Origin of the sequence: Rhizobium sp. BK008 (genome assembly GCF_014197345.1) — a bacterium.
GTDB lineage: Bacteria > Pseudomonadota > Alphaproteobacteria > Rhizobiales > Rhizobiaceae > Rhizobium > Rhizobium anhuiense.
The window spans coordinates 1903171-1924790 of sequence record NZ_JACIFK010000001.1; the positions used below are offsets into that span (position 1 = coordinate 1903171).

At 61.7% G+C, this 21620-nt stretch carries 16 protein-coding genes; 2 read left to right on the forward strand and 14 right to left on the reverse strand.

The genetic code is table 11. The features are described 5' to 3' along the window. Positions 1-10: 10 nt before the first annotated feature. The 12 genes from FHT69_RS09365 to FHT69_RS09420 all read right to left on the reverse strand — a co-directional run bounded on the left by FHT69_RS09365 (position 11) and on the right by FHT69_RS09420 (position 15977). On the reverse strand, positions 11-2080 hold the full coding sequence (locus FHT69_RS09365) for an FAD-binding protein (protein ID WP_183905260.1): 2070 nt from the start codon (positions 2078-2080) through the stop codon (positions 11-13). Further along, positions 2077-3255: a Gfo/Idh/MocA family protein gene (locus FHT69_RS09370; RefSeq protein ID WP_183905261.1), complete on the reverse strand. Its 1179-nt coding sequence runs from the start codon at positions 3253-3255 to the stop codon at positions 2077-2079. The genes FHT69_RS09365 and FHT69_RS09370 overlap by 4 nt, the downstream gene beginning before the upstream one ends. Before the next feature lie 24 nt (positions 3256-3279). Then, positions 3280-4935: a GMC family oxidoreductase gene (locus tag FHT69_RS09375; protein ID WP_063475384.1), complete on the reverse strand. Its 1656-nt coding sequence runs from the start codon at positions 4933-4935 to the stop codon at positions 3280-3282. 1 nt (position 4936) lies between these two features. Next, a complete protein-coding gene (locus FHT69_RS09380; RefSeq protein WP_183905262.1) occupies positions 4937-6487 on the reverse strand; it encodes a GMC oxidoreductase in 1551 nt (516 codons plus the stop codon). A gap of 15 nt (positions 6488-6502) precedes the next feature. Continuing rightward, positions 6503-7618 (reverse strand): ABC transporter ATP-binding protein, encoded by a 1116-nt coding sequence (locus FHT69_RS09385; RefSeq protein WP_028757118.1) that lies wholly within the window; start codon positions 7616-7618, stop codon positions 6503-6505. Between the two features lie 3 nt (positions 7619-7621). Beyond that, positions 7622-8587 carry a carbohydrate ABC transporter permease gene (locus tag FHT69_RS09390; protein ID WP_168332272.1) on the reverse strand — a complete coding sequence of 322 codons (966 nt, stop codon included), beginning with the start codon at positions 8585-8587 and terminating at the stop codon, positions 7622-7624. Further along, positions 8584-9537: a carbohydrate ABC transporter permease gene (locus FHT69_RS09395; protein WP_028755623.1), complete on the reverse strand. Its 954-nt coding sequence runs from the start codon at positions 9535-9537 to the stop codon at positions 8584-8586. Before FHT69_RS09395 ends, FHT69_RS09390 begins: the two co-directional genes overlap by 4 nt. A 128-nt stretch (positions 9538-9665) precedes the next feature. Then, positions 9666-10928 (reverse strand): ABC transporter substrate-binding protein, encoded by a 1263-nt coding sequence (locus FHT69_RS09400; protein WP_183905263.1) that lies wholly within the window; start codon positions 10926-10928, stop codon positions 9666-9668. Between the two features lie 88 nt (positions 10929-11016). Beyond that, positions 11017-12537: an aldehyde dehydrogenase family protein gene (locus FHT69_RS09405; RefSeq protein ID WP_183905264.1), complete on the reverse strand. Its 1521-nt coding sequence runs from the start codon at positions 12535-12537 to the stop codon at positions 11017-11019. Beyond that, on the reverse strand, positions 12537-13316 hold the full coding sequence (locus tag FHT69_RS09410; RefSeq protein ID WP_047619901.1) for an enoyl-CoA hydratase/isomerase family protein: 780 nt from the start codon (positions 13314-13316) through the stop codon (positions 12537-12539). The genes FHT69_RS09405 and FHT69_RS09410 overlap by 1 nt, the downstream gene beginning before the upstream one ends. Next, positions 13309-14928 carry an acyl CoA:acetate/3-ketoacid CoA transferase gene (locus FHT69_RS09415; protein ID WP_063473391.1) on the reverse strand — a complete coding sequence of 540 codons (1620 nt, stop codon included), beginning with the start codon at positions 14926-14928 and terminating at the stop codon, positions 13309-13311. The genes FHT69_RS09410 and FHT69_RS09415 overlap by 8 nt, the downstream gene beginning before the upstream one ends. Further along, positions 14928-15977 carry a LacI family DNA-binding transcriptional regulator gene (locus tag FHT69_RS09420; protein ID WP_097631649.1) on the reverse strand — a complete coding sequence of 350 codons (1050 nt, stop codon included), beginning with the start codon at positions 15975-15977 and terminating at the stop codon, positions 14928-14930. Before FHT69_RS09420 ends, FHT69_RS09415 begins: the two co-directional genes overlap by 1 nt. A 311-nt stretch (positions 15978-16288) precedes the next feature. Between FHT69_RS09420 and FHT69_RS09425 the strand changes: the two genes are divergently transcribed. After that, on the forward strand, positions 16289-16693 hold the full coding sequence (locus tag FHT69_RS09425; protein WP_183905265.1) for a hypothetical protein: 405 nt from the start codon (positions 16289-16291) through the stop codon (positions 16691-16693). A 64-nt stretch (positions 16694-16757) separates the two neighbouring features. Here the strand turns inward: FHT69_RS09425 and FHT69_RS09430 are convergent, their stop codons facing one another. Next, positions 16758-18149 (reverse strand): amidohydrolase, encoded by a 1392-nt coding sequence (locus FHT69_RS09430; RefSeq protein WP_183905266.1) that lies wholly within the window; start codon positions 18147-18149, stop codon positions 16758-16760. Beyond that, on the reverse strand, positions 18146-19390 hold the full coding sequence (locus FHT69_RS09435; RefSeq protein ID WP_183905267.1) for an MFS transporter: 1245 nt from the start codon (positions 19388-19390) through the stop codon (positions 18146-18148). The genes FHT69_RS09430 and FHT69_RS09435 overlap by 4 nt, the downstream gene beginning before the upstream one ends. A 120-nt stretch (positions 19391-19510) precedes the next feature. Here FHT69_RS09435 and FHT69_RS09440 point away from each other — a divergent pair, with 120 nt between their 5' ends. Continuing rightward, positions 19511-21523, forward strand: a complete 2013-nt coding sequence (locus tag FHT69_RS09440; RefSeq protein ID WP_183905268.1) for a helix-turn-helix domain-containing protein — start codon at positions 19511-19513, stop codon at positions 21521-21523. Positions 21524-21620 lie beyond the last annotated feature (97 nt).

Genomic DNA, 21620 nt, shown 5'->3' on the forward strand with positions numbered 1-21620 from the left:
TCGTCCGACCTCAGTCGTAGATGCGGCCCGTCAACCAGGATGGCCAGTCCCGCTCGAAGAAGGACTTGGCGCTTTCATCGAAACTACGGTTCGCCCGCGTTGAAAGCGTTATCTCATCACCATCGAGACGAACGACGATCTGCTCTTTGCGATGCGATTCGCGTTCTTTCCGGAAGCGATAATCCGGCAATGGACCTGAGCGCGCGAGCGGCGTGGATTCGCCCGCTATATCGCATATCGCTCGCGCCCCACGGCTGCCGCCGCCACCGCGAATGAAGAAATCAAGAGCGCTGAGCACGGCTTCCGAGGCGAGCGCCATATGCCGCCATTGCACGCCTCGGACCGCCTCCGCTGCGCGACCATAGGCGACGCCGTTGGCGCGGATGTCCACATTCAGTTTGCGCGCTTCGATCAAGGCTCGGGCCACATTCTGCTGATCGCAGAGGATGCCAGCCTTCTCGCTCATTCGCGCCTGCACCTCCGAGCGGATCGATTTGACGGTGAGCGGGCTCTCGGTGCGAAGGGCGGCAAGGAGATCGGAGATGCCTGTCTCTGCCGTACCGGTTATATCCCCTGAAGCTGTCCGCTTCGCCCTGCCGCTCGCGCTGATGTGCTCGGCCGCGCGGGTGCCGAAGACCTGCCCGGCATTGAGCGCTGCCCCACCCGGCCGCGTCACCCCATGGGTGCCCGCGGCCTCCCCGACCGCGTAACAGCCGCCGAGATTGCTGCGGCCCCAGGTGTCGACCATGATGCCGCCGTTCATATGCTGGTTGTTGACCGCAAATTCGAGCGGCTCTTCGGCAATATCGATCTTGTAGCGGCGGTAGAGTTCGATCGCGAGCGGGTTCATATGCTTCAATCGATCGATCGGCATGTCCTGGTCGGCGCCGGCCTTGCCGAGATAGTCGCGGACATCTTCGTCCAGTCTTTCCAGGCTGAACGGCAGATCGCCCGGTACGGACAGCGGATTGCGGTTGAAGTCCATGAAAACGCGCCGGCCAGCGGCAGTTTCGCTAGAGATGGCGAGATCGACCAGGCTGGAGCCGAAATCGAGCATGCGCGTCGCATGAAAGGGCCACTGATAGCCCTTGCGGAAGACGTTCGACGCCAGCTCCCGCGTGCTGCGGTAGTATTCTGCCAGGAAGTGGTGCTCGACGCCTTCGCGATCGAGCGAGTAGATATGCGGGATCGCCTGGACATAGGTGCCCGACAGGTTCCATGGGAAGCCTTCCCTGCGCGTTCCGATGCCGAACTGGCTTTCGGTCAGGTTGACGAGTTCGACGCCGGCTTCCAGCGCCAATCCAAGAGAGCCGAAGCAGCCATTGGGATAAACGCTGTCGCGATAGAGTTCGCCCGGCCCGCCGGCGGCGAGCACGATCACGCTGCTGACGAACAGCGCGATACCCAGCGGATTCTGCTCTGTACGGTCGCTGGCGCGCATGACAAGCATGCCGACGACATGACGGTCAGCCCCCTCGCCCCCAGTGAGGATCTTGACCGCCGTGGTCTGGTTGTAAAACGGCACGCCCAGTCGGATCGCCTCCTCGGCCAGCACCTTGACCATCAGGCGCGAGGTGCGCGGGCCGCAGCTGGTGGCGCGCCCGACCTCATCATGATCGGTCTGATATCTCAGCGTTCCCCCAAGCGGATCCTGGGGCAGCGGCAGGCCCAAGAACTGGAGCGACGCCATCATCCGCGACGAGCCCACCGCCTCGACGTAGGCCGTGTCCTCGTCCATCGCGCCGCCGCTGCGGATGGATCGGGCCATCGCCTTGTAATTGTCGCCCTGATCCGCCGTATTCGCAGTGTGCAGGGTCTGCTTGTCCGATCCCGAACAGGCCGAGGTTCCACCCCACGCGCTTTGGCTGACGATAACGACGTCATCGCCGCGCCGCTTCAATTCCACCGCCGCCCGCAGACCTGCCGCGCCGGATCCGACGACGATGCAGCCGGCCCGATAGACCGGCACCTCGACGCCGGCGAGCCGGACCGTTTCCGAAGGAGCGGCCTCGGGTGGCAGCCGCGGCATGTCGACATCGGTCAGCGCGTCGAGAATTTCCTGCGGAACGTCCATGGTCATTGGCGTTCAGCCAGCGGGATGTCGACCCAGCGCCTCTGCCGGGAAGACTCCATGCATGCGTCGACGATCTGGCAGATGTGGTGACCGGTCTCGAATGTCGGCCACATCGGCCTGTTGGCAACGATCGAGCGGATCACCTCGGCCACTTCGATGATCTTGCTTTCATTATAGCCTAATCCGAAATTCGGCAGCGGGAGAAAAGCCCGGAAGGTCGAATTTTCAGGTCCCACGTCGATCTCCCGGAAGCCGCGCCGCCCCGTCCGGTCGTCGTTGGAGTAGAAGCGCAGCCGGTTTATCTCGTCATAGTTAAAGGCGATGCTGCCTTTCGTTCCGTAGATTTCATAGGTCTGCATGAACTTGCGGCCGGTCGCCACACGGCTGAAATCGACGATCCCGCCGGCGCCGTTCTCGAACCGGCACAGCAGGTTTGTTGCATCGGGGTTGGTAATCTCAGCCCAGGACTCGTTGCCGGTCAGTTTCACCTGCTCGCCATAGGTTAGGCCCTCGACGACGGGCCGGCGCGGCGTCACGATCAGATTGTCGGCGATCAAGCAACTGACGCGACCGACCAGGAAATCCATGAAACTGAAGATGTGCGAGCCGGTGTCGCCGACGATCCCGGTCGGTGCCAGCTTTCCATCGGCCCGCCACATGAACGGTGCATAGGGATCACCATAGATGTCGACGTGCTGGCAGCCGCGGAACAGCTTGATCTCGCCGATTTCGCCGGATTGAATGATGTCTTTCGCCAGATCATGGACCGGGTTTCGGGGAAAGGCGTGCCCGACGCGGGTGATGACACCCTTTTCCCTGGCGATGTCGGCCAGCTCCCGCGCTTCAGCGGCGGTGTTTGCCAATGGCTTCTCGCAGTAGACATGTTTGCCGGCCAGCAAAGCCGCCTTGGCCACCTCGTAGTGAAGATGGTCAGGCAGGCAGATATCGATCAGATCGACATCGGGATCAGCGACCGCCAGTTTCCAATCCCGAAGAATTTTTGCGCCCGGCGCTCGGTGGTCAATATCCTCGGCTGCCGTCGAGGGGCCTTCGACGAGAGCGACGACCCGCGCCGTTCCGTCCGACACTCCGAAGAAATGCGGAAAGGTCTGGTAGGCCATCGTGTGGACCTTCCCCATCCAGCCCGAGGCGCCAAGCACGGCCACTTTGACTTCAGACATTGTCGTCTCTCCTCTCGACGCGGCTCACCGGATTTCGGCGCGAGCCCGAGGCCGCGCATCGTTGCGTTCGTAGGCGAAAATGGTGGGGGCAAGTGCCGGCAAGCCCCGAATGAGGTCCGACCCTTTTTCACCGACCATGATCGTCGGGGCGTTGGTGTTGCACGACGGCACGCGCGGCATGACGGATGAATCGCATACCCTCAGGCCTTCGAGGCCATGGACCTTGAGATCGAGCCCGACAACCGCGTCGGGCCCCGTCCCCATCTTGCAGGTACCGACCGGATGATGATCGGTCTTTGCGTTGGCGCAGCCATAATCGAAGAGCTCTTCGTCGGTCATGACCTTCGGTCCCGGAAGCCTTTCGGCCATGACATAGGGCTTCAGCGCCGCCTGCTGCATGATCTCGCGCGCGAGCTTGAGCCCCTCCAAAGACATCTTCCTGTCGTGAGGATCCGACCAGTAATTGGGGTCGATCAAGGGCGCGGCAGCCGGGTCGGCGGATGACAGACGGACCGTCCCGCGCGAGCGCGGATGCAGATAGGCAGAGTTGAGCGTCACACCTGCATTCTTGAGCCGCTCGACGCCCGCTTCGATGCCCGATCCCAGACCGAGGTGGAACTGGATATCAGGGGAACGCGCTTGCGGATCGGCGTACCAGAAACCGCCGGTCTCGAAGAGCGACGAGGCGACCGGACCGGTGCGGAACAGGACATACTGAAGCCCTGCCCAAAGCGTGCGGTGGATCTTTGCGACGCCGTCATAGGTGTGATCGCCGGTGCATTCGGATATGACGAAAAGATCCAGGTGATCCTGGAGGTTGCCGCCGACACCCGGCAGATCGTGAAGCACCTTGACGCCAACCGAGCGCAGATGGTCGGCCGGTCCGATGCCGGACTGCAGAAGCAGCTTCGGCGATCCGATAGCGCCGGAAGAAATCAGCACTTCGCGTTCGGCGCGGATGATCTCCTGGCCGCGCGCGGTCACGATCTCGACGCCTGTCGCACGGCCTCCCTCGACGATGATGCGCGCGACGCGAGCGCCGGTCCGGACCGTCAGGTTCTTGCGGTCCTTGATCGGCGAGAGATAGGCGAGCGAAGCCGACGACCGGCGGCGATTGCGCTGCGTCAGTTGGTAAAATCCCACGCCCGCCTGCTGGCGGCCGTTGAAATCGTGGTTGTAGGGAATGCCGAGTTCCTGCCCCGCACGGATATAGGCGTCGCAGATCGGCAGCGGCGCAGCCGGCATCGAGACCCCCAGCGGACCGCCATAGGCGTGGTAGTCGTCGGCGAAGCGCTGGTTGTCCTCCGCGCGTTTGAAATAGGGAAGGATCGAGCGGTAATCCCAGCCCTCGCAGCCGTCCTCCCGCGCCCAGAGGTCATAATCCGCAGCGTTGCCGCGAGTATAGAGCTGTGCGTTGATCGACGAGCCGCCACCGATGACTTTCGCCTGCGTGTAACGCAGCACCCTGCCTTTCATGTGCTTCTGGGGAACGGTTTCCCATCCCCAGCTGGCGACGCCTTTGGTCATCTTGGCGAAGCCGGCCGGCATGTGAAACAGCGGATTCCAGTCGCCTCCACCCGCTTCGAGCAGGAGGACACTGACATCAGGATCTTCGCTCAGCCGGCTTGCCAGCACGCATCCTGCCGGACCGGCGCCGGTGATGATGTAATCGAATCCCATTTTACTGTCCTGTTGCATCCGGCCTGGCGACCGCCAGCGCCTCTGTCATGCCCGCAAAGTCCTTCGCCGCAATGTGATCCGCCACTCTCAGCGCCTGGGCGGCGACGGTGAGCGCAGGATTGACCGCCGCCGAGGTGGGGAGGAAACCGGCGTCGACGACGAAGAGGTTCTGGTGATCGTAGGAACGGCAGTACGGATCCAACGGCGCTGTCGCGGGATCGTTGCCGATGCGGATCGTTCCGCATTGATGGGAGGGCGTGCGTTTGTCGAAGGGTCGCGACAGCACGACCGGAAATCCGATCGATTTCAGGATGACCTTCAGCTTGGCGACAAGGGCAAGATGGGCGTCCCAGTTGCTTCGCTGCCATTGAAGAATGATCCGGTCTCCATCGACCATGACCCGGCTTTCGGGATTGGGCACGTCCTCGCTCATGGCATAGAAGTCGATGGCATGGGTTGTGATGAAGCGCAGAAACCATTCCGGAGCCTGCGGCAGAGAGCCCTTGAGGACTTTCTCGGAAATGCGGCCCAGGAGCTGCACATTGCCGAGCGGTGGTCCTCCCTCACCGTCCGAGAGATAGAAGTCGTTAAAGGCAAACGTCTTCTGGTAGACAGCCGTGTTCCTGAACTTCGGCGAGACGCCGATAACGGCCGACGCATTGTGGTTCATGAAGTTGCGGCCCACCTGGTCGGAAGAATTCGCCAGGCCGCTTGCGAAGCGGTCGTTTTTCGAGCGCAGCAAAAGCACGGAGGACTGGACCGCCCCGGCGGCGAGGATGACGATCTTCGCCGAAACGGTCAGCGTCTCACCGTTCTTGACATAGGTCACCCGGTCGATCCCGTTCCCCGCGCCCATGTCGAGCCTCGTCACGCGCGCATTGGTTTCGAGCCGGACGTTCTCGTGCTTCAGCGCCACCGCAAGGGCTGCAGTTTCGGCGTCCATCTTGCCGTCCCGTGAATTGGGATGCGCATCCCAAGGCGTGCGTGCCTTGGAGAGCCAGGCATCCAGATCCAGGCCGAGCGGCAGGGAAAACGGATGCAGGCCTTTCTTCTTGAGACGCGCCCTGACATCGGCGATCGGCGCCTCGTCAGGGACCGGCGGATAGTCGTAGGCAGCCGAATGATATGGTTCCGTGGGATCCTCGCCCAGACTGCCGCGAACCTGATACATCAGTTCCGCCCGGCAATACCACGGCTCCAGGGTTTCATAGGGAAACGGCCAGGCCGGCGACACACCTTCCCGGTGCTCGATGACGTCGAAATCCTGCTCGCGATAGCGCGACAAGACCGCGCCGTAAAACTTCGAATTCCCGCCGACATTGTAGTAGTTGCCGGGGTTGAATCCCTTGCCGTTCGCCTCGTACCAGGTTTCCTTCGGCCGAAAATGCCCGCGCTGGAAGATGGCGCGCTGGTCGCGATTGACCGGAAGATCGGCGATGTGATCGCCGGCTTCCAGGATCAATATCCGGGCGCCGGTCACCGCCAGGCCGGCGGCGATCGTGGAGCCGCCGACGCCTGAACCGATGATGACAATATCTGGTGAACCGCTCATATCAGCACCTGGCCATCACCCGATCCTCGCCTGGCTTTCTGGATCGAAGAAGACGGCCTTGTCGAGATTGAAGGCCAGTCGGGTTGTCTGCCCTGGCGCGATACCGGCATCGGCGCGCAGGCGGGCGACGACGGATTTGCCGCCGAGCTTGGTGACGGCGAAAGTGTCGGAGCCGGCCGGTTCGACCACCTCGATCAGGCAGTCGCCCTCGCTCAGCATGCGCGCCTTGCGGTCGGCGCCGTCGGGATCGGTCAGCGCCTCGGGGCGGATGCCGAAGATCACCTGTCTGCCGGTATAGGTGGTCAGGCCATTGTTGCCAGCCATGACGGGGAGCTTGAGCGGGGCGGCATTCGGCCGCTCCAGCGAGACTTCGAGCCCGCCGGCGCCGTTTTCGACGGTGGCGGTCAAGAGGTTCATCGCCGGCGATCCCATGAAGTCGGCGACGAAGATGTTGGAGGGGCTGTTATAGATCTCGGCCGGCGTGCCGAACTGCTGCAGCACGCCGTCCTTCAGCACGGCGATCTTGGTCGCCAGCGTCATCGCCTCGATCTGGTCATGGGTGACATAGACGAAGGTGGTGCCCATGCGCTGATGCAGCCGCTTGATCTCGGTGCGCATGTCGACGCGCAGCTTGGCATCGAGATTGGAGAGCGGCTCGTCGAACAGGAAGACCTGCGGATTGCGGACCAAGGCTCTCCCCATGGCGACGCGCTGGCGCTGGCCGCCCGACAGCTGGCTCGGCTTGCGGTCGAGCAGATGGCCGATCTGCAGCATGTCGGAGACCTGCTTGATCGCCTTGGCACGCTCGTCCTTCGGCACGCCGCGGATCTCCATGCCGAAGGCGATGTTGCCCGCCACCGTCATGTTCGGATAGAGCGCATAGGACTGGAACACCATGGCGATGTCGCGCTTGGAGGGATGCAGGCCGCTGATGTCGCGCCCGTCGATCCTGATATCGCCCGAGGTGATCGTCTCCAGCCCGGCAATGGTGTTGAGCAGGGTGGACTTGCCGCAGCCGGACGGGCCGACCAGCACGAGAAAGCCGCCCTTGTCGAGTTCGAGGTCGATGCCCTTGAGAATGTCGACGGCGCCGAAGCGCTTTTTAAGACCGGAGATTTCGAGGAAGGCCATGGATTACCCTTTGACAGCGCCCGCCATCAGACCGCGCACGAAGTAGCGGCCGGCGAGGATATAGACGATGAGCGTCGGCACGGCGGCGATCATCGCCGCCGCCATGTTGACATTGTATTCGACCACCCCGGTCGAGGTGTTGACGACATTGTTGAGCGCCACCGTCATCGGCATGGAATCGCCGGTGCCGGCATAGGCCGAGGCAAACAGGAAGTCGTTCCAGATATTGGTGAACTGGTAGATGACGGTGACGACGATGATCGGCAGCGAGTTCGGCAGCATGATGCGCCGGAAGATCTGGAAGAAGCTGGCGCCATCGACCTGGGCGGCCCGCACCAGCTCGGTCGGAAAGGCCTCGTAGAAATTGCGGAAGAACAGCGTCGTGAAGCCCAGGCCATAGACGACATGGACGAAGACCAGATTGACGGTCGGATTGCCGAAGCCGAAGGCAAAGCCGGTGGCGTTCTGCAGCGTCATGCCGAAGCGGCCGAGCGAACCGAGGATCGTTGCCATCGGCAACAGCACCGACTGGAACGGAATGAAGCAGGCAAACAGCATCAGCCCGAACACCAGCGTATGGCCGGGAAAGCGCCATTTGGTGAGCACATAACCGTTCAGCGCCCCCATGATGGTGGAGATGGCGACGGCCGGCACCACCATCTTGATCGAGTTCCAGAAGTAGCCCTTGATGCCGGCGCAGGTCAGACCCACACAGGTCTCGCCCCAGGCCTTGATCCAGGGATCGAAGGTCGGCGCTTGCGGCAGCGCCAGCATGTTGCCGTTCTGGATCTCGTCCATGGTCTTGAACGAGGTGGTCAGCATGACGAAGAGCGGCATCAGGTAGAGGATGGCGAAGATCACGAGCAGGCCGTAGATGACGGTGCGGCCGATCCAGCGGCTGTTGCTGTTGTCGTTGCTGTTGTCGCTGGCCTGCGGGGTTGCGATTGCCGGAGAGGTCACGCTGCTCATCGCGCCTTCTCCTTCAGTTCGGAATAGAGATAGGGCACGATGATCGCCGAGATGGTCATCAGCATGATGATGGCGCTGGCCGAGCCGACGGCCATCTCGTTGCGCTTGAAGGTGTATTCATACATGAAGTTGGACGGCAGCCAGGCCGAGCCGCCCGGCCCGCCCGAGGTCAGCGCCACCACCAGGTCATAAGACTTGATCGCCATATGGGCGAGCACGATGAAGGCCGACAGAAAGATCGGCCGCAGCAATGGAATGACGATGCGGCGGTAGAGCTGGAAGGGCGAGGCGCCGTCGATCTGGGCCGCCTTCATGATCTCGCCGTCGATGCCGCGCAGGCCCGCCAGGAACATCGCCATGACGAAGCCCGACGCCTGCCACACACCGGCGATGACGACGGTGTAGATGACGAAGTCCTTGTTCTTGATCCAGTCGAAGTGGAAGCTCGTCCAGCCGAAGTGGTGCAGCGTCTGTTCCAGGCCGAGGCCGGGATCGAGGAACCATTTCCAGGCAACACCGGTGACGATGAAGGAGAGCGCCATCGGATAGAGGAAGATCGGCCTGAGCAGCCCCTCGCCGCGGATCTTCTGGTCGAGCAGGATGGCGAGGAAGAGACCGAGCGCCAGGCAGATGCCGACATAGAGGAAGCCGAAGATCGCCATGTTGGTGATCGAGGTATACCAGGAGGACGGCGGATCGCTCTCGAAGGTCCAGCGCCACAGCCGCTGATAGGCGCGTGCGCCGGTCAGCGCATAGGAGGGAAAGGTCTTGGAATTGGTGAAGGACAGATAGGCCGTCCAGATGATGAAGCCGTAGACGAAGATGATGGTGATGACGAAGCTCGGCGCCAGCACGATCTTCGGCAGCGCATCCTGCAGCCGGCCGCGCAACGAGATACCCGTCGATTGCCGCGGCGTCAGAACCGGATCGGTGGTCGCAACTGTGCTCATGGAATGTCATCTCCTCCCCGCATGATGGCTCCTCGATATCGTCCGGGCATGATCATCCTGCGTGATCGGCGCGGAGCCTGAAGCTTCCCCGCGGGTCACGCGGGGAAGCATTGTCATCACAAGTGATCTCAGCGGGCGTCGTCGATCGCCTGGACCAGCTGGGTCACGGCCTCGTCGGAGGTCTTGATCTGGCCGTGGACGAACTTCGAGACGACGTCCTTGTAGGCATTGGCGATCGCCGGCGGTGCGCCATAGCCTTGCGCCAGCGAGCCGAACAGCGTGCCGCCTTCATTGGCAGCCTTCAGGTCGGCGATGCCCTTCTTGCCGCAGGCGTCGAAGTCGGTATCGGGAACGTCGGTGCGAGCCGGCACCGAGCCCTTGACGACGTTGAAGGCCGACTGGAAGCTCTTCGACAGCGTTGCGGTTGCCAGCGCCACCTGCGCCGCCTTGCGGTCGTCGGGGACGTTGAACATGCCGAACATGTCGGAGTTGTAGATCACGCTGCCGTCGGTGCCGGGGAAGCGGTAGCACAGGAAGTCGGTATCCGGCGTCTTCTTGGCGGCGACGAATTCGCCCTTGGCCCAGTCGCCCATCACCTGCACCAGCGCATCACCCTTGATGACCATGGCGGTGGCGAGGTTCCAGTCGCGGCCGGAGAAGTTCGGATCGACATATTTGACGATCGTCGCCAGATTGTCGAAGGACTTCTTCATCGTCTCGGACTTCAGCGACTCTTCATCGAGGTCGTTGAAGGCCTTCTTGTAGAACTCCGGACCGCCGGTCGACAGCACGATGGAATCGAACATCGTCGCTTCCTGCCAGTTCTGGCCGCCAAGGGCGAGCGGGATGACGCCGGCGGCCTTGGCCTTGTCAAGCAGGGCGATCAGATCGTCAAAGGTCTTCGGCTGGGTGCCGCCGATCTTGTCCATCACCGCCTTGTTGATCCACAGCCAGTTGACCGAGTGGACGTTAACAGGGGCTGCGACCCACTTGCCGTCATAGACCGAGAACTTCTGCAGCGCCGCCGGCACCGACTTGTCCCAGCCTTCCTTCTTCGCCGTCTCCGTCAGGTCACCCATGACGCCGGCCTGGGCATAATCGAGCACGGTATACCCCAGCATCTGCGAGGCTGTCGGATAGGTGCCGGCCGCCACCATCGCCTTCAGCGCCGTCATCGCCGCGTCACCGCCACCGCCGGCCACCGGAACATCCTTCCAGGCAAAACCTTCCTTGGACAGATCCTGCTTCAGAACGTTCAGCGCCGCTGCCTCGCCGCCCGACGTCCACCAGTGCAGCATCTGCACTTCCTTCACGTCGGCTGCGCGTACGGACACGCTAGCGCTGGCCAGAGCCAATGCGATCATTGCGGTCGTGGTCAAAAACCTGTTCATCGAAGAACCTCCCAGTTCCAGTTTGGAAGATGCGGGACCCATTCCCGCACCAATCACCCGCCCTCCTCGAGCGTAGTTCGGCCGCCGGCTAAGCCGGCTTTTCCGTCTGCGGCATCCACCAATTGGTGCGTTTGCCGATATGCATGTTCAGCGTCTTGGTCTCCGTGTAGTCCTCGACCGCATGACGGCCGAGCTCGCGGCCGAGGCCGCTTTGCTTGTAACCGCCAAAGGGAAGCTCCGAGGCGCCGTCCATGAAGGTGTTCATCCAAATCGTGCCCGCCCGCACCGACCGGCCGATCTTCAGGCAGGTGTCGAAATCGCGGCTCCAGACACCGGCCGACAGGCCGTAGTCGATGGAATTGGCGATCCTGATGGCCTCGGCTGATGTCTCGAATGTCAGGACCGACAGGACCGGCCCGAAGACTTCCTCACGCGCCACGGCCATATCAGGGGTGACCTCTTCGAGGATCGTCGGCGACATGAACTGCCCCATGCCGAGATCGAGCGTCTCGCCGCCATAAGCGACGCGGGCGCCGCTGCTTCTGGCGCCGGCGACATATCCCGATATCTTCTCCAGATGCTGCGGCGTGATGATGGCGCCGACCTGCGTCGAAGGGTCGAGGGGATCGCCGACCTTCACCGCCTTCGACAATTCGGCAATCCGCCTGACGACATCGGCAGCGATTGATTTATGAAGGACCAGCCGTGAGCCGGCATTGCAGCACTCGCCGGCATTGAAATATGCGCCGAAGACCGCGGCATCGATGAAGGCATCAAGATCGGCATCCGGGAATACGATCTGCGGGTTCTTCCCACCCAGTTCCAGCGAGACCTTCTTCAACGTCTGGGCGGCATTCGCCATGGTCAGCTTGCCGACGCCGGTCGAGCCGGTGAAGGACACCATATCGACGTCAGGATGCGACGTCATGACCGCGCCGACCTCAGGTCCTCGGCCGGTGACAATATTGACAACACCATCGGGAATGCCGGCCTGCTGCAGGATTTCTCCCAGCACGAGCGTCGATCCCGAGGTCAGTTCCGAGGGCTTGACGACGGTGGTGCAGCCGGCGGCCAAGGCAAACGGCAGCTTCTGGCCGACGATCAGGAACGGGAAGTTCCAGGGCGTGATGATCGACACCACGCCGATCGCTTCGCGCAGCACGACCCCCAATGTGCCATCGCCGAGCGTGTTGTAGCTTTCGCCGTGGAGGTCACGTGCGAGCGCCGCCGCGTAGCGCCATATGTCAACGGATCCGGCAATTTCTCCCCGCACCTGCGTGATCGGCTTTCCCGCCTCGATCGCATCGAGAAATGCCAGCTCCTCCGCACGAGCCGCAATCAGATCGGCCGCCTTGAGCAGGATGGCAGAACGTTCGGAAGCGGTCATCCGCGGCCACGGCCCAAGGTCGAAGGCCCTGCGTGCCGCGGCGATCGCCCGCTCGGCGTCCGTGCTGCTGCCCGTCGGGAAGCGGCTGACCACGACACCATGGCTTGGCGCGACACGCTCGATCGGACCGGAGGAGCCTGCCTCCCATTTGCCGTCGATGAGCATCTTGAAATCACGCGCTCTGTGGTTGCTCAGTGCCGTGGGGTTGACGAGGACCGTCATTACCATTCTCCCTTGAACGTTGCCGGGCGCTTCTCGCTGAATGATGCGACGCCCTCCTTCAGATCGCCGGTCTTCGCAGCGAGGATCGAGCCCAGGGCTTCGACCGCGGTTCCGTTGTCTTCGCCGTTCGCCGATGCGATCATCAACTTCGCGATCTCGGTCGCAGCCGGCCCCCTTGCAGCAATCCGCTGCGCATATTCCTTGGCAGCGGCCAGCGCGTTTCCTGTGGGAACAACCGCGTCCACGATCCCGAGAAGGCGTGCCTCCTCGGCGGTGAATATCTCGCCACCCAGGGCCATACGCCGGACGGCCTGCGCCCCGAACCGGCGCACAAGACGCTGCGTCCCGGACCAGCCCGGCACCATGCCAAGGCCGGTCTCCGGCAGGCCGATCTTGATGTGCTGCTCGGCGAGGCGAATGTCCGCGACGCCCGCAAGCTCAAGCCCTCCTCCGAGAGCGTGGCCGTTCAGAGCCGCGACCAACGGCACCCTGAGTGTCGCCAGTCTTTCGAAAATACGGTGGCCGTGGCGAACCCAGAGATGACCGAACTCCTGAGGCAACATTCCGCCCCAGGCCTTGATATCGCCACCGGCGGAAAAGCCCTTTCCTTCGCCCGTGAGAATGGCAGCGCGCACATTGGCGTTCGCCTCCACCTCGTCAGCCGCATCCGCCAGCGCTTTCAGCATGTCCAGGTCGAGCGCGTTCAGCTTCTCCGGACGAGAAATCGTCAGCGTCGCAACATGTCCATCGACGTCAATTCTGACGGATCCGCTAGCCATGGAAGCTGCCCTCCAGCGTGCGTGCCTTTTTTTCTGGAAGCGACAGGCCGATCGCTGCCTCCGCGAAGAGCGCCGCGTCCATGACCTTCAGATCAGGCGCGACGATCAATGGAAACTCCGATTGATCGAGGATGTGGGACTGGAGATCGACGCCAGGGGCAATCTCGGTGAGGACGATGCCATCGCGCGTCAGCTTCATCACGCACCGCTCGGTGACATAGGTGATATCCTGCCCTTGCTCGATCGCGCGCCTACCGCTGAAGGTGACATGTTCGACCTCGTTGACGAGTTTCTTCAACTTGCCTTCCTTCTCGATTAGTAGCGCGCCATCGGCGATCGAAAGCTTCGCTCCGGCGTTGAACATGCCGGAGAAGACGATCTTCTTCGCCCGCGCGGTGATGTCGACGAAGCCTCCGGCGCCAGCCGTCACATGCGGCCGGAAGGAGAGCTTGGAGACATTGACCGAACCGTCTTTGCCGATCTCAAGGAAGGACAGCAGCGAGGCATCGAAGCCTGCGCCCTGGAAATAGGTGAACTGATAGGGAGACGGCATGTAGGCGTCGGCGTTGGAGGCGCAGCCAAAGGCGAAGTCGAGCAGCGGCACGCCGCCGACGGCACCCTGCTCGATCACCCAGGTGACTGCGCCGTGGAGCCCCTCCTCCAGCAGAATGCGCGGCACGTTGGCCGAGATGCCGAAGCCGAGATTGACGCAGCTTCCCGTCTGAAGTTCCTGCGCGACACGGCGCGCGATGACTTTCTGAACATTGAACTCCGGGACGCTGAAACTATCGAGCGGGCGGAAGATCTCCCCCGAAATCGCCGGATCGTACTGCGTCTGCGTCGTCTGCTTCTGCTCCGGATCGACGACCACATAATCGACCAGCATTCCGGGCACACGGACGTCATGCGGCTTCAGCGAGCCTTCCTTGGTGATCCGCTTGACCTGGGCGATGACGATGCCGCCATTGTTGCGGGCGGCCAGGGCCTGATCAAGTCCGCCGAGATAGGCGCCTTCATGTTCGTAGGTGAGGTTGCCGCGCTCGTCGGCCGTGGTGGCGCGGATTATGGCGACCTTGGGGACGATCGCGGGAAAAAACAGCCAGTCGTCGCCTTCGAAGCTGACACGCTTGACCACCGGATGTTCCGACGCCAGGCCGTTCATCGCGCAACCCTGCCGCTCTGGATCGACGAATGTATCGATGCCGATCTTGGTCAGGACGCCTGGTCGCTTGGCGGCGGCTTCACGATGAATGTCGAAAAGAATGCCGGAGGGAATGTTGTAGGCCGGGATCTCGTTGCTGGTGATCATCTGCCAGATCAGTGGCGGCTCTGATGACGACGGACCGGAGGGATAGGAGCCGCCGATGATGCGTTTGAGCAGTCCCTTCTTGGCGATATAGTCGACGCCCTTGATGCCGCTCATATCGCCGGCAGCGATCGGGTGAAGGGTGGTAATATCCTTGGGATGGCCGGTCGCATCGAAACGTTCGCCGATCGCCTTCAGCATCAGATCCGGGCAGCCGAGACCGCTCGAAGACGACACCGTGACAACAGCGCCATCCGGGATCAGCGCGGCCGCTTCGGTTGGGGTGAGATGCTTCTTCGTTGGCATTAGACAGAGTCCTGTTTGATTTTGACGCTCATGCCGGCTCCACAGCTCTCGCGGACGACCAGCCGAACGGCTGTTGTCACCGTCTCCGCCTCGGCCTTGCCCGCATTGATCTGCTTGAGAAGCATCTGCGCGCCGCGGCGCCCAATGCCTTGCGGATCGACCGAGACCGTTGTCAGCGCCGGAACCGCCGCCTGAGCCTCTATGACGTCGTCGAAACCCACGACCGCGAAGTCGGAGCCGGGCTCCAGACGGCGCGCGCGCAACCCGTCGCAAACACCGAAGGCGACAGCATCGTTGAAGCAGACGGCCGCCGTCGGTCTGTCGGCAAGAACGAGCGCTTTTCCGATCGCCTCGACCCCGCCGGCGCGCGATGGCGCCGACGAGACGACAAGTTCTTGGTGATAGTCGAGCCCGGCTGCTTCCATGCCGCTTCGGTAACCGGCCAGGCGGTCGTCGAAGACGGCGGTGTCGGGAAAACCGCCGAGGAAAGCGATGCGCTTGTGGCCGAGCCCCGCCAGGTGCTTGACCGCCGACATCATGCCGGCCCGGTTGTCGGAGACGATCGACGAGACTTTGGCGCCGGGCAGGTTTCGCACGACGACCACCACCGGTATGCCTGCCGCGACGAGCGGCTTGAAGTCTGCAGCATCGGTGGCGCGCGCCGGCGACACGATGAGCCCGGAAATGCCATGTTCCCGCATCGATGCGACGACCTCGCGCTGCCTGTCGATGCTCTCACTGGTGTTCGACAGGAACTGCACGAATCCGGCCGACTGAACGACCATGTCGACGCCGACTGCCAGCTCCGCAAAGAAGCTGTTCGTCAGATCGTTCACGACGACCCCGATGATCCGCGATTTGGCGCCGGCTTGGCGAAGATTGGCTGCGCCGCGATTGTAGACATAGCCCAGCTCGCGCATCACCGCATTGACCTTGGACCGCGTCCCCTCATTGACCAGGGAAGAGCCCTGAAGCACGAGCGAAACCGTCGATTTGGAGACGCCAGCCGCCTTTGCGATATCGATGACGGTCACCCGCGCCTTCGTCACCTCTTCCTCCGAACACCAAACGTTGATTGATCGTTAAATATTTGGAACGTTCCAATTCTGTCAAGAGAAATCTTAATCTGATGCCATTTATTGGCTATTTTCGGCGTAATGATTTTCTAATTGTCGCAGAACCCTTCATTCTAGAATTGGAACGTTCTAAAAGGACGACCCGTTACGCGCCATCGTTCGATTTTTTCGACCGATCTAAACACGAGCAATGCGCCGCAATCGGCAGACCTTCTGGGACAAGCCGGAAGGGCTTCTATCTGTGTTAAAAACTTTGCGACAAACTCAGTGGAGAGCATGGAGACATGAAACTGCGCGCCGAGTTGACCGGCCTGCCGCAACGCGAACAAGCACGGCGCTTGGCAACCGTTGCCGCGGCTTTGGTCGCACACATCGAGCGCATCGAACCCGACGCGTCCGAAGCCAGGGCCGCCCTGGCGGCAATCCGTATTGGGAGTGGCGATGGACGCCTGACCGGCCGATATTTCACCGACCTCACTTACAGCGACGATGAGCGCGGGACACTCCGTCGGCTCTCCGAGGCCGTGGGAAAGCCCAGCGAAGACGGCTGGAACGCGCTGACGACGGCGGCCATGTACGTCGCCGGGCTTGTTTACCAGGAGACCGGCGATCCCATGCCGAATGATGTCAACGAGGTCGGAGAGGACAGCCTTGATCTGCTGGAGGAGCAACTACCCAAACTCGGCTGAAGTCCCCTCGCCGCTCGCTGTTGCTCGTAACTATTCCATGGCTCACATAACCGTCCGCATTTGCCTAGCGGACCTTCATCGGCTTCGTCTCGAGCGGGGTGAGAGGCTTGTAGGAAGCGCCTCCGAGCTCCCTGACGTGTTCCTGCTTCGCCTGGACGATCAACTCGCTGTCCTGGAGACATCTGGCGGCGGCGGCGGCCATGACCTTGCCGGCCTGAAGCATTCCCTTATGCGCGTAGGAGGTCTTGCCTTGCGCAACCATCTGCCAGCTATGCGGAGGCGTTCCGTAGGCTGATGTCGCCATGTAGACCTGTCCGGTGGGAACGATCCAGCTGACGTCGCCGACATCGGTCGAACCGTGCAGGAACGTCGGCTTTTCCTGAAACTCGTTGACATGCGCGGAGAGGATCGTTCCGCGCTTCTCGATGCGCGCTTGAACGTCCTTGGGAAAAGTCTTCTGGATCTCCGCCGCGAACGCCTTCTCGCTGTTTGAGAAAGACGCTCCGCCGATCTTGCCGAGTTCCTGGTGAATGACGCCTGCCAGCGTGGCGTTCGGGATCAGGTCAGCAGAGGCTGCATCGAAGGTGATCTCGACCTCCGTTCCCGTCATCAGCGCCGCTCCGCGCGCCACGTCCTTGACCCGTTCGGTAATGTCGCGCACCTGATCCATCAGCGGCGCGCGGACCTTGTAGAGCACTTCGGCTTGCGACTGCACGACATTAGGCGCCTTTCCGCCGGTATCGGTTATCGCATAGTGAATCCTGCCGTCCTGAACGATGTGCTCGCGCAGGAAGTTCGCCCCGACATTCATCAGCTCGACGGCATCGAGCGCGCTTCGTCCGAGATGAGGTTCGAAGCCGGCATGCGCGCTGACGCCACGGAAGGTGAAATAGACCTGGTTCGTCGCCAGCATTCTTGCATGATAGGCGAGGTTTTCATCCCACGGGTGCCAGGTGAAGGCAACGTCGACGCCATCGAACAGTCCCTCACGGGCCATGAAGGCCTTGCCGCCACCGCCCTCTTCGGCAGGGCAGCCGTAGAAGCGGACCGTACCGGCAAGCCCGAGTTCTTCCTTGCAGGCCTTGAGCGCCAAGGCGGCGGCCAGCGAACCGACACCCAGCAGATTATGCCCGCATCCATGGCCGTTGCCGCCGGGGATGATGGGCTTATATCCGACGACCTCGCCCTCCTGGCTGAGATTGGGAAGCGCATCGAACTCGCCCAGGATCGCCACGACCGGCTGTCCCTCGCCGTAGCTTGCGACGAAAGCCGTCTCGATGCCGCCGGCCCGGCGCTCGACGGCAAACCCCTCCGCTTCGAGAAGGTCGGCGAGCAATGCGGCCGACTTGTACTCTTCATAGCGGATTTCGGCGAAAGACCAGATTTGATTGGCTGCCGACTGCAGCCCTTCCGCCTTGTCGGTGAGCACGCGCTCGATGATGTCGATATATGTCATTTCACCAGTCCTGGAATTGCTTGATCGGCGACCAGTTCGTCCTTGCTTCCGGTCGGAAGCGTCGCCGCCACGGCGAAGGTCACGACAGCGCAGCCGATGATCGCCAGGAAGGCTGTCTGATAATTCTGGTCTGTGGCGTGCAGGATGGCCCCGATCGCTGTCGGCGAGACGAAGGATCCGATCTGGGCCAGGGAGTTGATCAGGCCCGTCGCTGTCCCCACCGAGTGGCTGGGGTAATGTTTCATGATCGTCACGAACACGCTGATCGAGATCGCGTTCAGGAAGACGTTTGAAACCGTGAGATAGAAGAAGGCCAGCGGGATGGAGGAAGCGTTGGCCATCAGATAGATGAACGCCGCCGACACCAGGGCGCCGATGCAGATGAGATACTTTTCCTTCTTGTGGAAATAGCGGTCGAGCAGCCAGCCGCAGAACAGGAAGGACAGGAAGCCGAGCGTCGGCGGGATTGCCGAATAGGCGCCCATCGACATCATGCTCATGCCCTTGACCTTCACCCAATAGGACGGGAGCCAGGACTGGAGACCCCAAAAGACGATGTTGGTGAAGAAGTAGCAGAGGGCGATCTTCCAGGTCAGTGCATTCTTGAGCAACGCCGTGATCCGAGCTTTTTCCGACTTTGCCGTTTTCGGGCCGGCGGAGATCGAAGCCGCGCCGGCGACTGGCTTCATGACCAGATAGAGCGCGATCGCAAGAACCAGTCCGACCAAGCCGAGGGTGACGAACATGACGCGCCAGTTGAAGTAGGCGATCAAGGCCGTGGTTACCAGCGAGCCTACGGCAAAGCCGACAGAGGCTCCCGACTGAATGACCGATTTCGGCCTGGCCATGCTCTCCTTTTTGAAGTTCTCGGTTATGGCGACCGAGCTTCCCGCCGGGAAGACAGCCTCGCCCATTCCGACCAGGACGCGCGACACGGCGAGCCCCATGGCGGAGCTGACAGCGCCGCATGCGACCGTGCCGAGCGACCAGATACCGACTGCGGAGGTCAAGACCGATCGGGTTCCCAGCCGATCGACAAGGTATCCTCCGACGAGCTGCGTCAGAGAATAGGCGAGAAAGAATGCGCTGATGATCATCCCGGACTGTTCGGAAGTCAGGTGGAACTCGTCGACGATCGGAATGATGGCGATGTTGATCGCGGTCTTGTCGAGGAAACCGACGACCCAGCAGACAAACAGCATCGCAACACTGACGTGCCTTCGCTTGATTTGACTAAGCATGGAATGCTCCCCTTTTTTGAGCGTTTATAAAACATGCTTAATATGTGAGCAGTCGCTTTTGGATGTTGAAACACACATCACGCTCGGTTTATTTATGTGAAAAGACACAAGGTTGCCAACATGACGATCATGGACGAAATCGAGGCTTCGCTTTTGCGCCTGCCGGATCGACCTCGCATCAGCTGGCGGCGGGTTACGGGCCGGCCCATGGTTTCGGAGACCGACGCGCCGGAACCTGCGATCGGATTCAGCCATCACCGCGACGGCGACGACGCCATATTGATCGCCGATATTTCCTATTTTGCCGGGGCCATCTGCGAGGTGCGAATACCCGGTGCCCACGCTGAAATCGCCCTTGCGCATCTGCAGGAGATCGTACTCAGCACAGTCATCCGCTTTCAGAACCGCGCCGTCCAGGCCATGAACGCCATCAATCGCAATGTCCTCGACTCCCTCGATCCGAACGAGATCAACGTAAACGCGCTCGAGCAGACGCTGAGCGTGATAGCCGAGAGCGACGCGGGCGTCCTGAGACTTTACGACGAGGCCTCAGGTCTCCTCATTCCGGTGTCACAAGTCGGCTTCGACGACGATTATTACAATTATCGCATCACGCCTCAGGAATCGATCTCCGGCAGCGTCTTCTCGACCGGAACACCCGTCCTGCTGAACTCGGCCGCCGATATCAGAGATGCCCATGCGAATCTGCGTGCGCCAAACGTTCGCTTCCTATCCGAACAGCGTCTCTCTCACAGCCTCATCTGCGTTCCCATCAGGACCGACACGACGACGCTGGGAACGCTGACCGTCATGTCGTTTCGGCAGGGCTCCGCCTATGGCGCATTCAGCGCAGGCCTGCTTGCGGCCGTGGCGACGCAGCTTGCCATCGCCTACAAGAAGTCGCAGGCCTACGAGCAGGCCGTTCGGTCGAATGAAAGCATCAACCGGATGCGGCTGGAGATCGAAAGGCGCAACGCAGAGCTGGCGCGCTCGCTCTCGGCCCATGACGACATCCTGTCCATCTTCACGCACCACCGGCCGCTCGGCGAACATCTGGACGAGATCGCGACCCATTACGGCATCGATTTCCACTATGCCGATATTTTTGGAACGACGTTCGGCTCCAAGGGATGGAAGGAGCCGAAGACGACGAAGGACGTGCCGGCCGCACTCCTCGACGGTGGCCTGCGCCAGCGAGAAAGCATATTCGTGCATCCCGTCCGTGTCGCCGACGACGTCGTCGGAACCTTTCGTTCCGAGCGCGGCGACAATGCAGGCTATTGCGCGGCGATCCTCGGCGTGGTTTCCGCTTTCGTCGCGCTCGAAATTGTCCGCAGCGCCTCACACGACGATATCCTCAACAGCAGGAAACGGAAGCACTTCGAGGTTTTAGGAAAGGATGATCAGGCCACATCGGGTGGCGCCGTCCGGTTCGGCTTCCAGATCAGGAAGTACTGCCAGATCATCTTTATCAGGCATGAGCAAGGGAGCGCCCAGAACCAGAGCCTGTTCCTGCAGAGAACGCTGCAGCAGGCGTTGAAGGCGGCGACGATCCGCAACCAGCTGTCATTCTATACCGATGAAGGCGTCTTCCTGCTGTTTTGCGCTGCCACCGAGGAGGCCCTGCGGACGAATCTGGCATCCATCGGAGATCAGGCGGTAGCTGAGGGATGGTGCTGCGGGGCGAGCCTCATTCAAAGCGCACCCCATCCTTATCCGGAAGGCGCCGCACAGGCTGTCGAGGCCGCGCATCTCATGAGCATGCGGCATCGGGCGGGCATCCTCATGCACAGCGAGACCGGCATCGACAGACTGCTGCGCAAACAATCCGCGGCTGATATCCTCGAATTCGCCGATCAGATACTCGCTCCCTTCGAGAAGGAAGCAAACGGCGACGCCCTTCTCAGGACCCTGGAAACCTACATCGAGAGCGGAAAATCAGCGTCCAAGGCAGCGGCCTGCCTCGGCATACACACCAACACCCTCTATCAAAGGCTGCAGCGGGCGCAGTTGTTGATGGGCAAGGACATCGACAACAAGGATGACTATCTGTTGCTCAGCCTGGCGTTCCACCTGAAGTCGACCTACGGTTCGCCGCGGCCTGCAGGCAGACGCAAAGCAACTTCCCCCTGAACGCTGGTTCGCCTATCTGAGAAAGATAGAAGAATGCCGGAGAGCCGTATTCCCCCAGCTTTCCGTCGAGCAGTTCCCACCGACAGACATTAGCGAA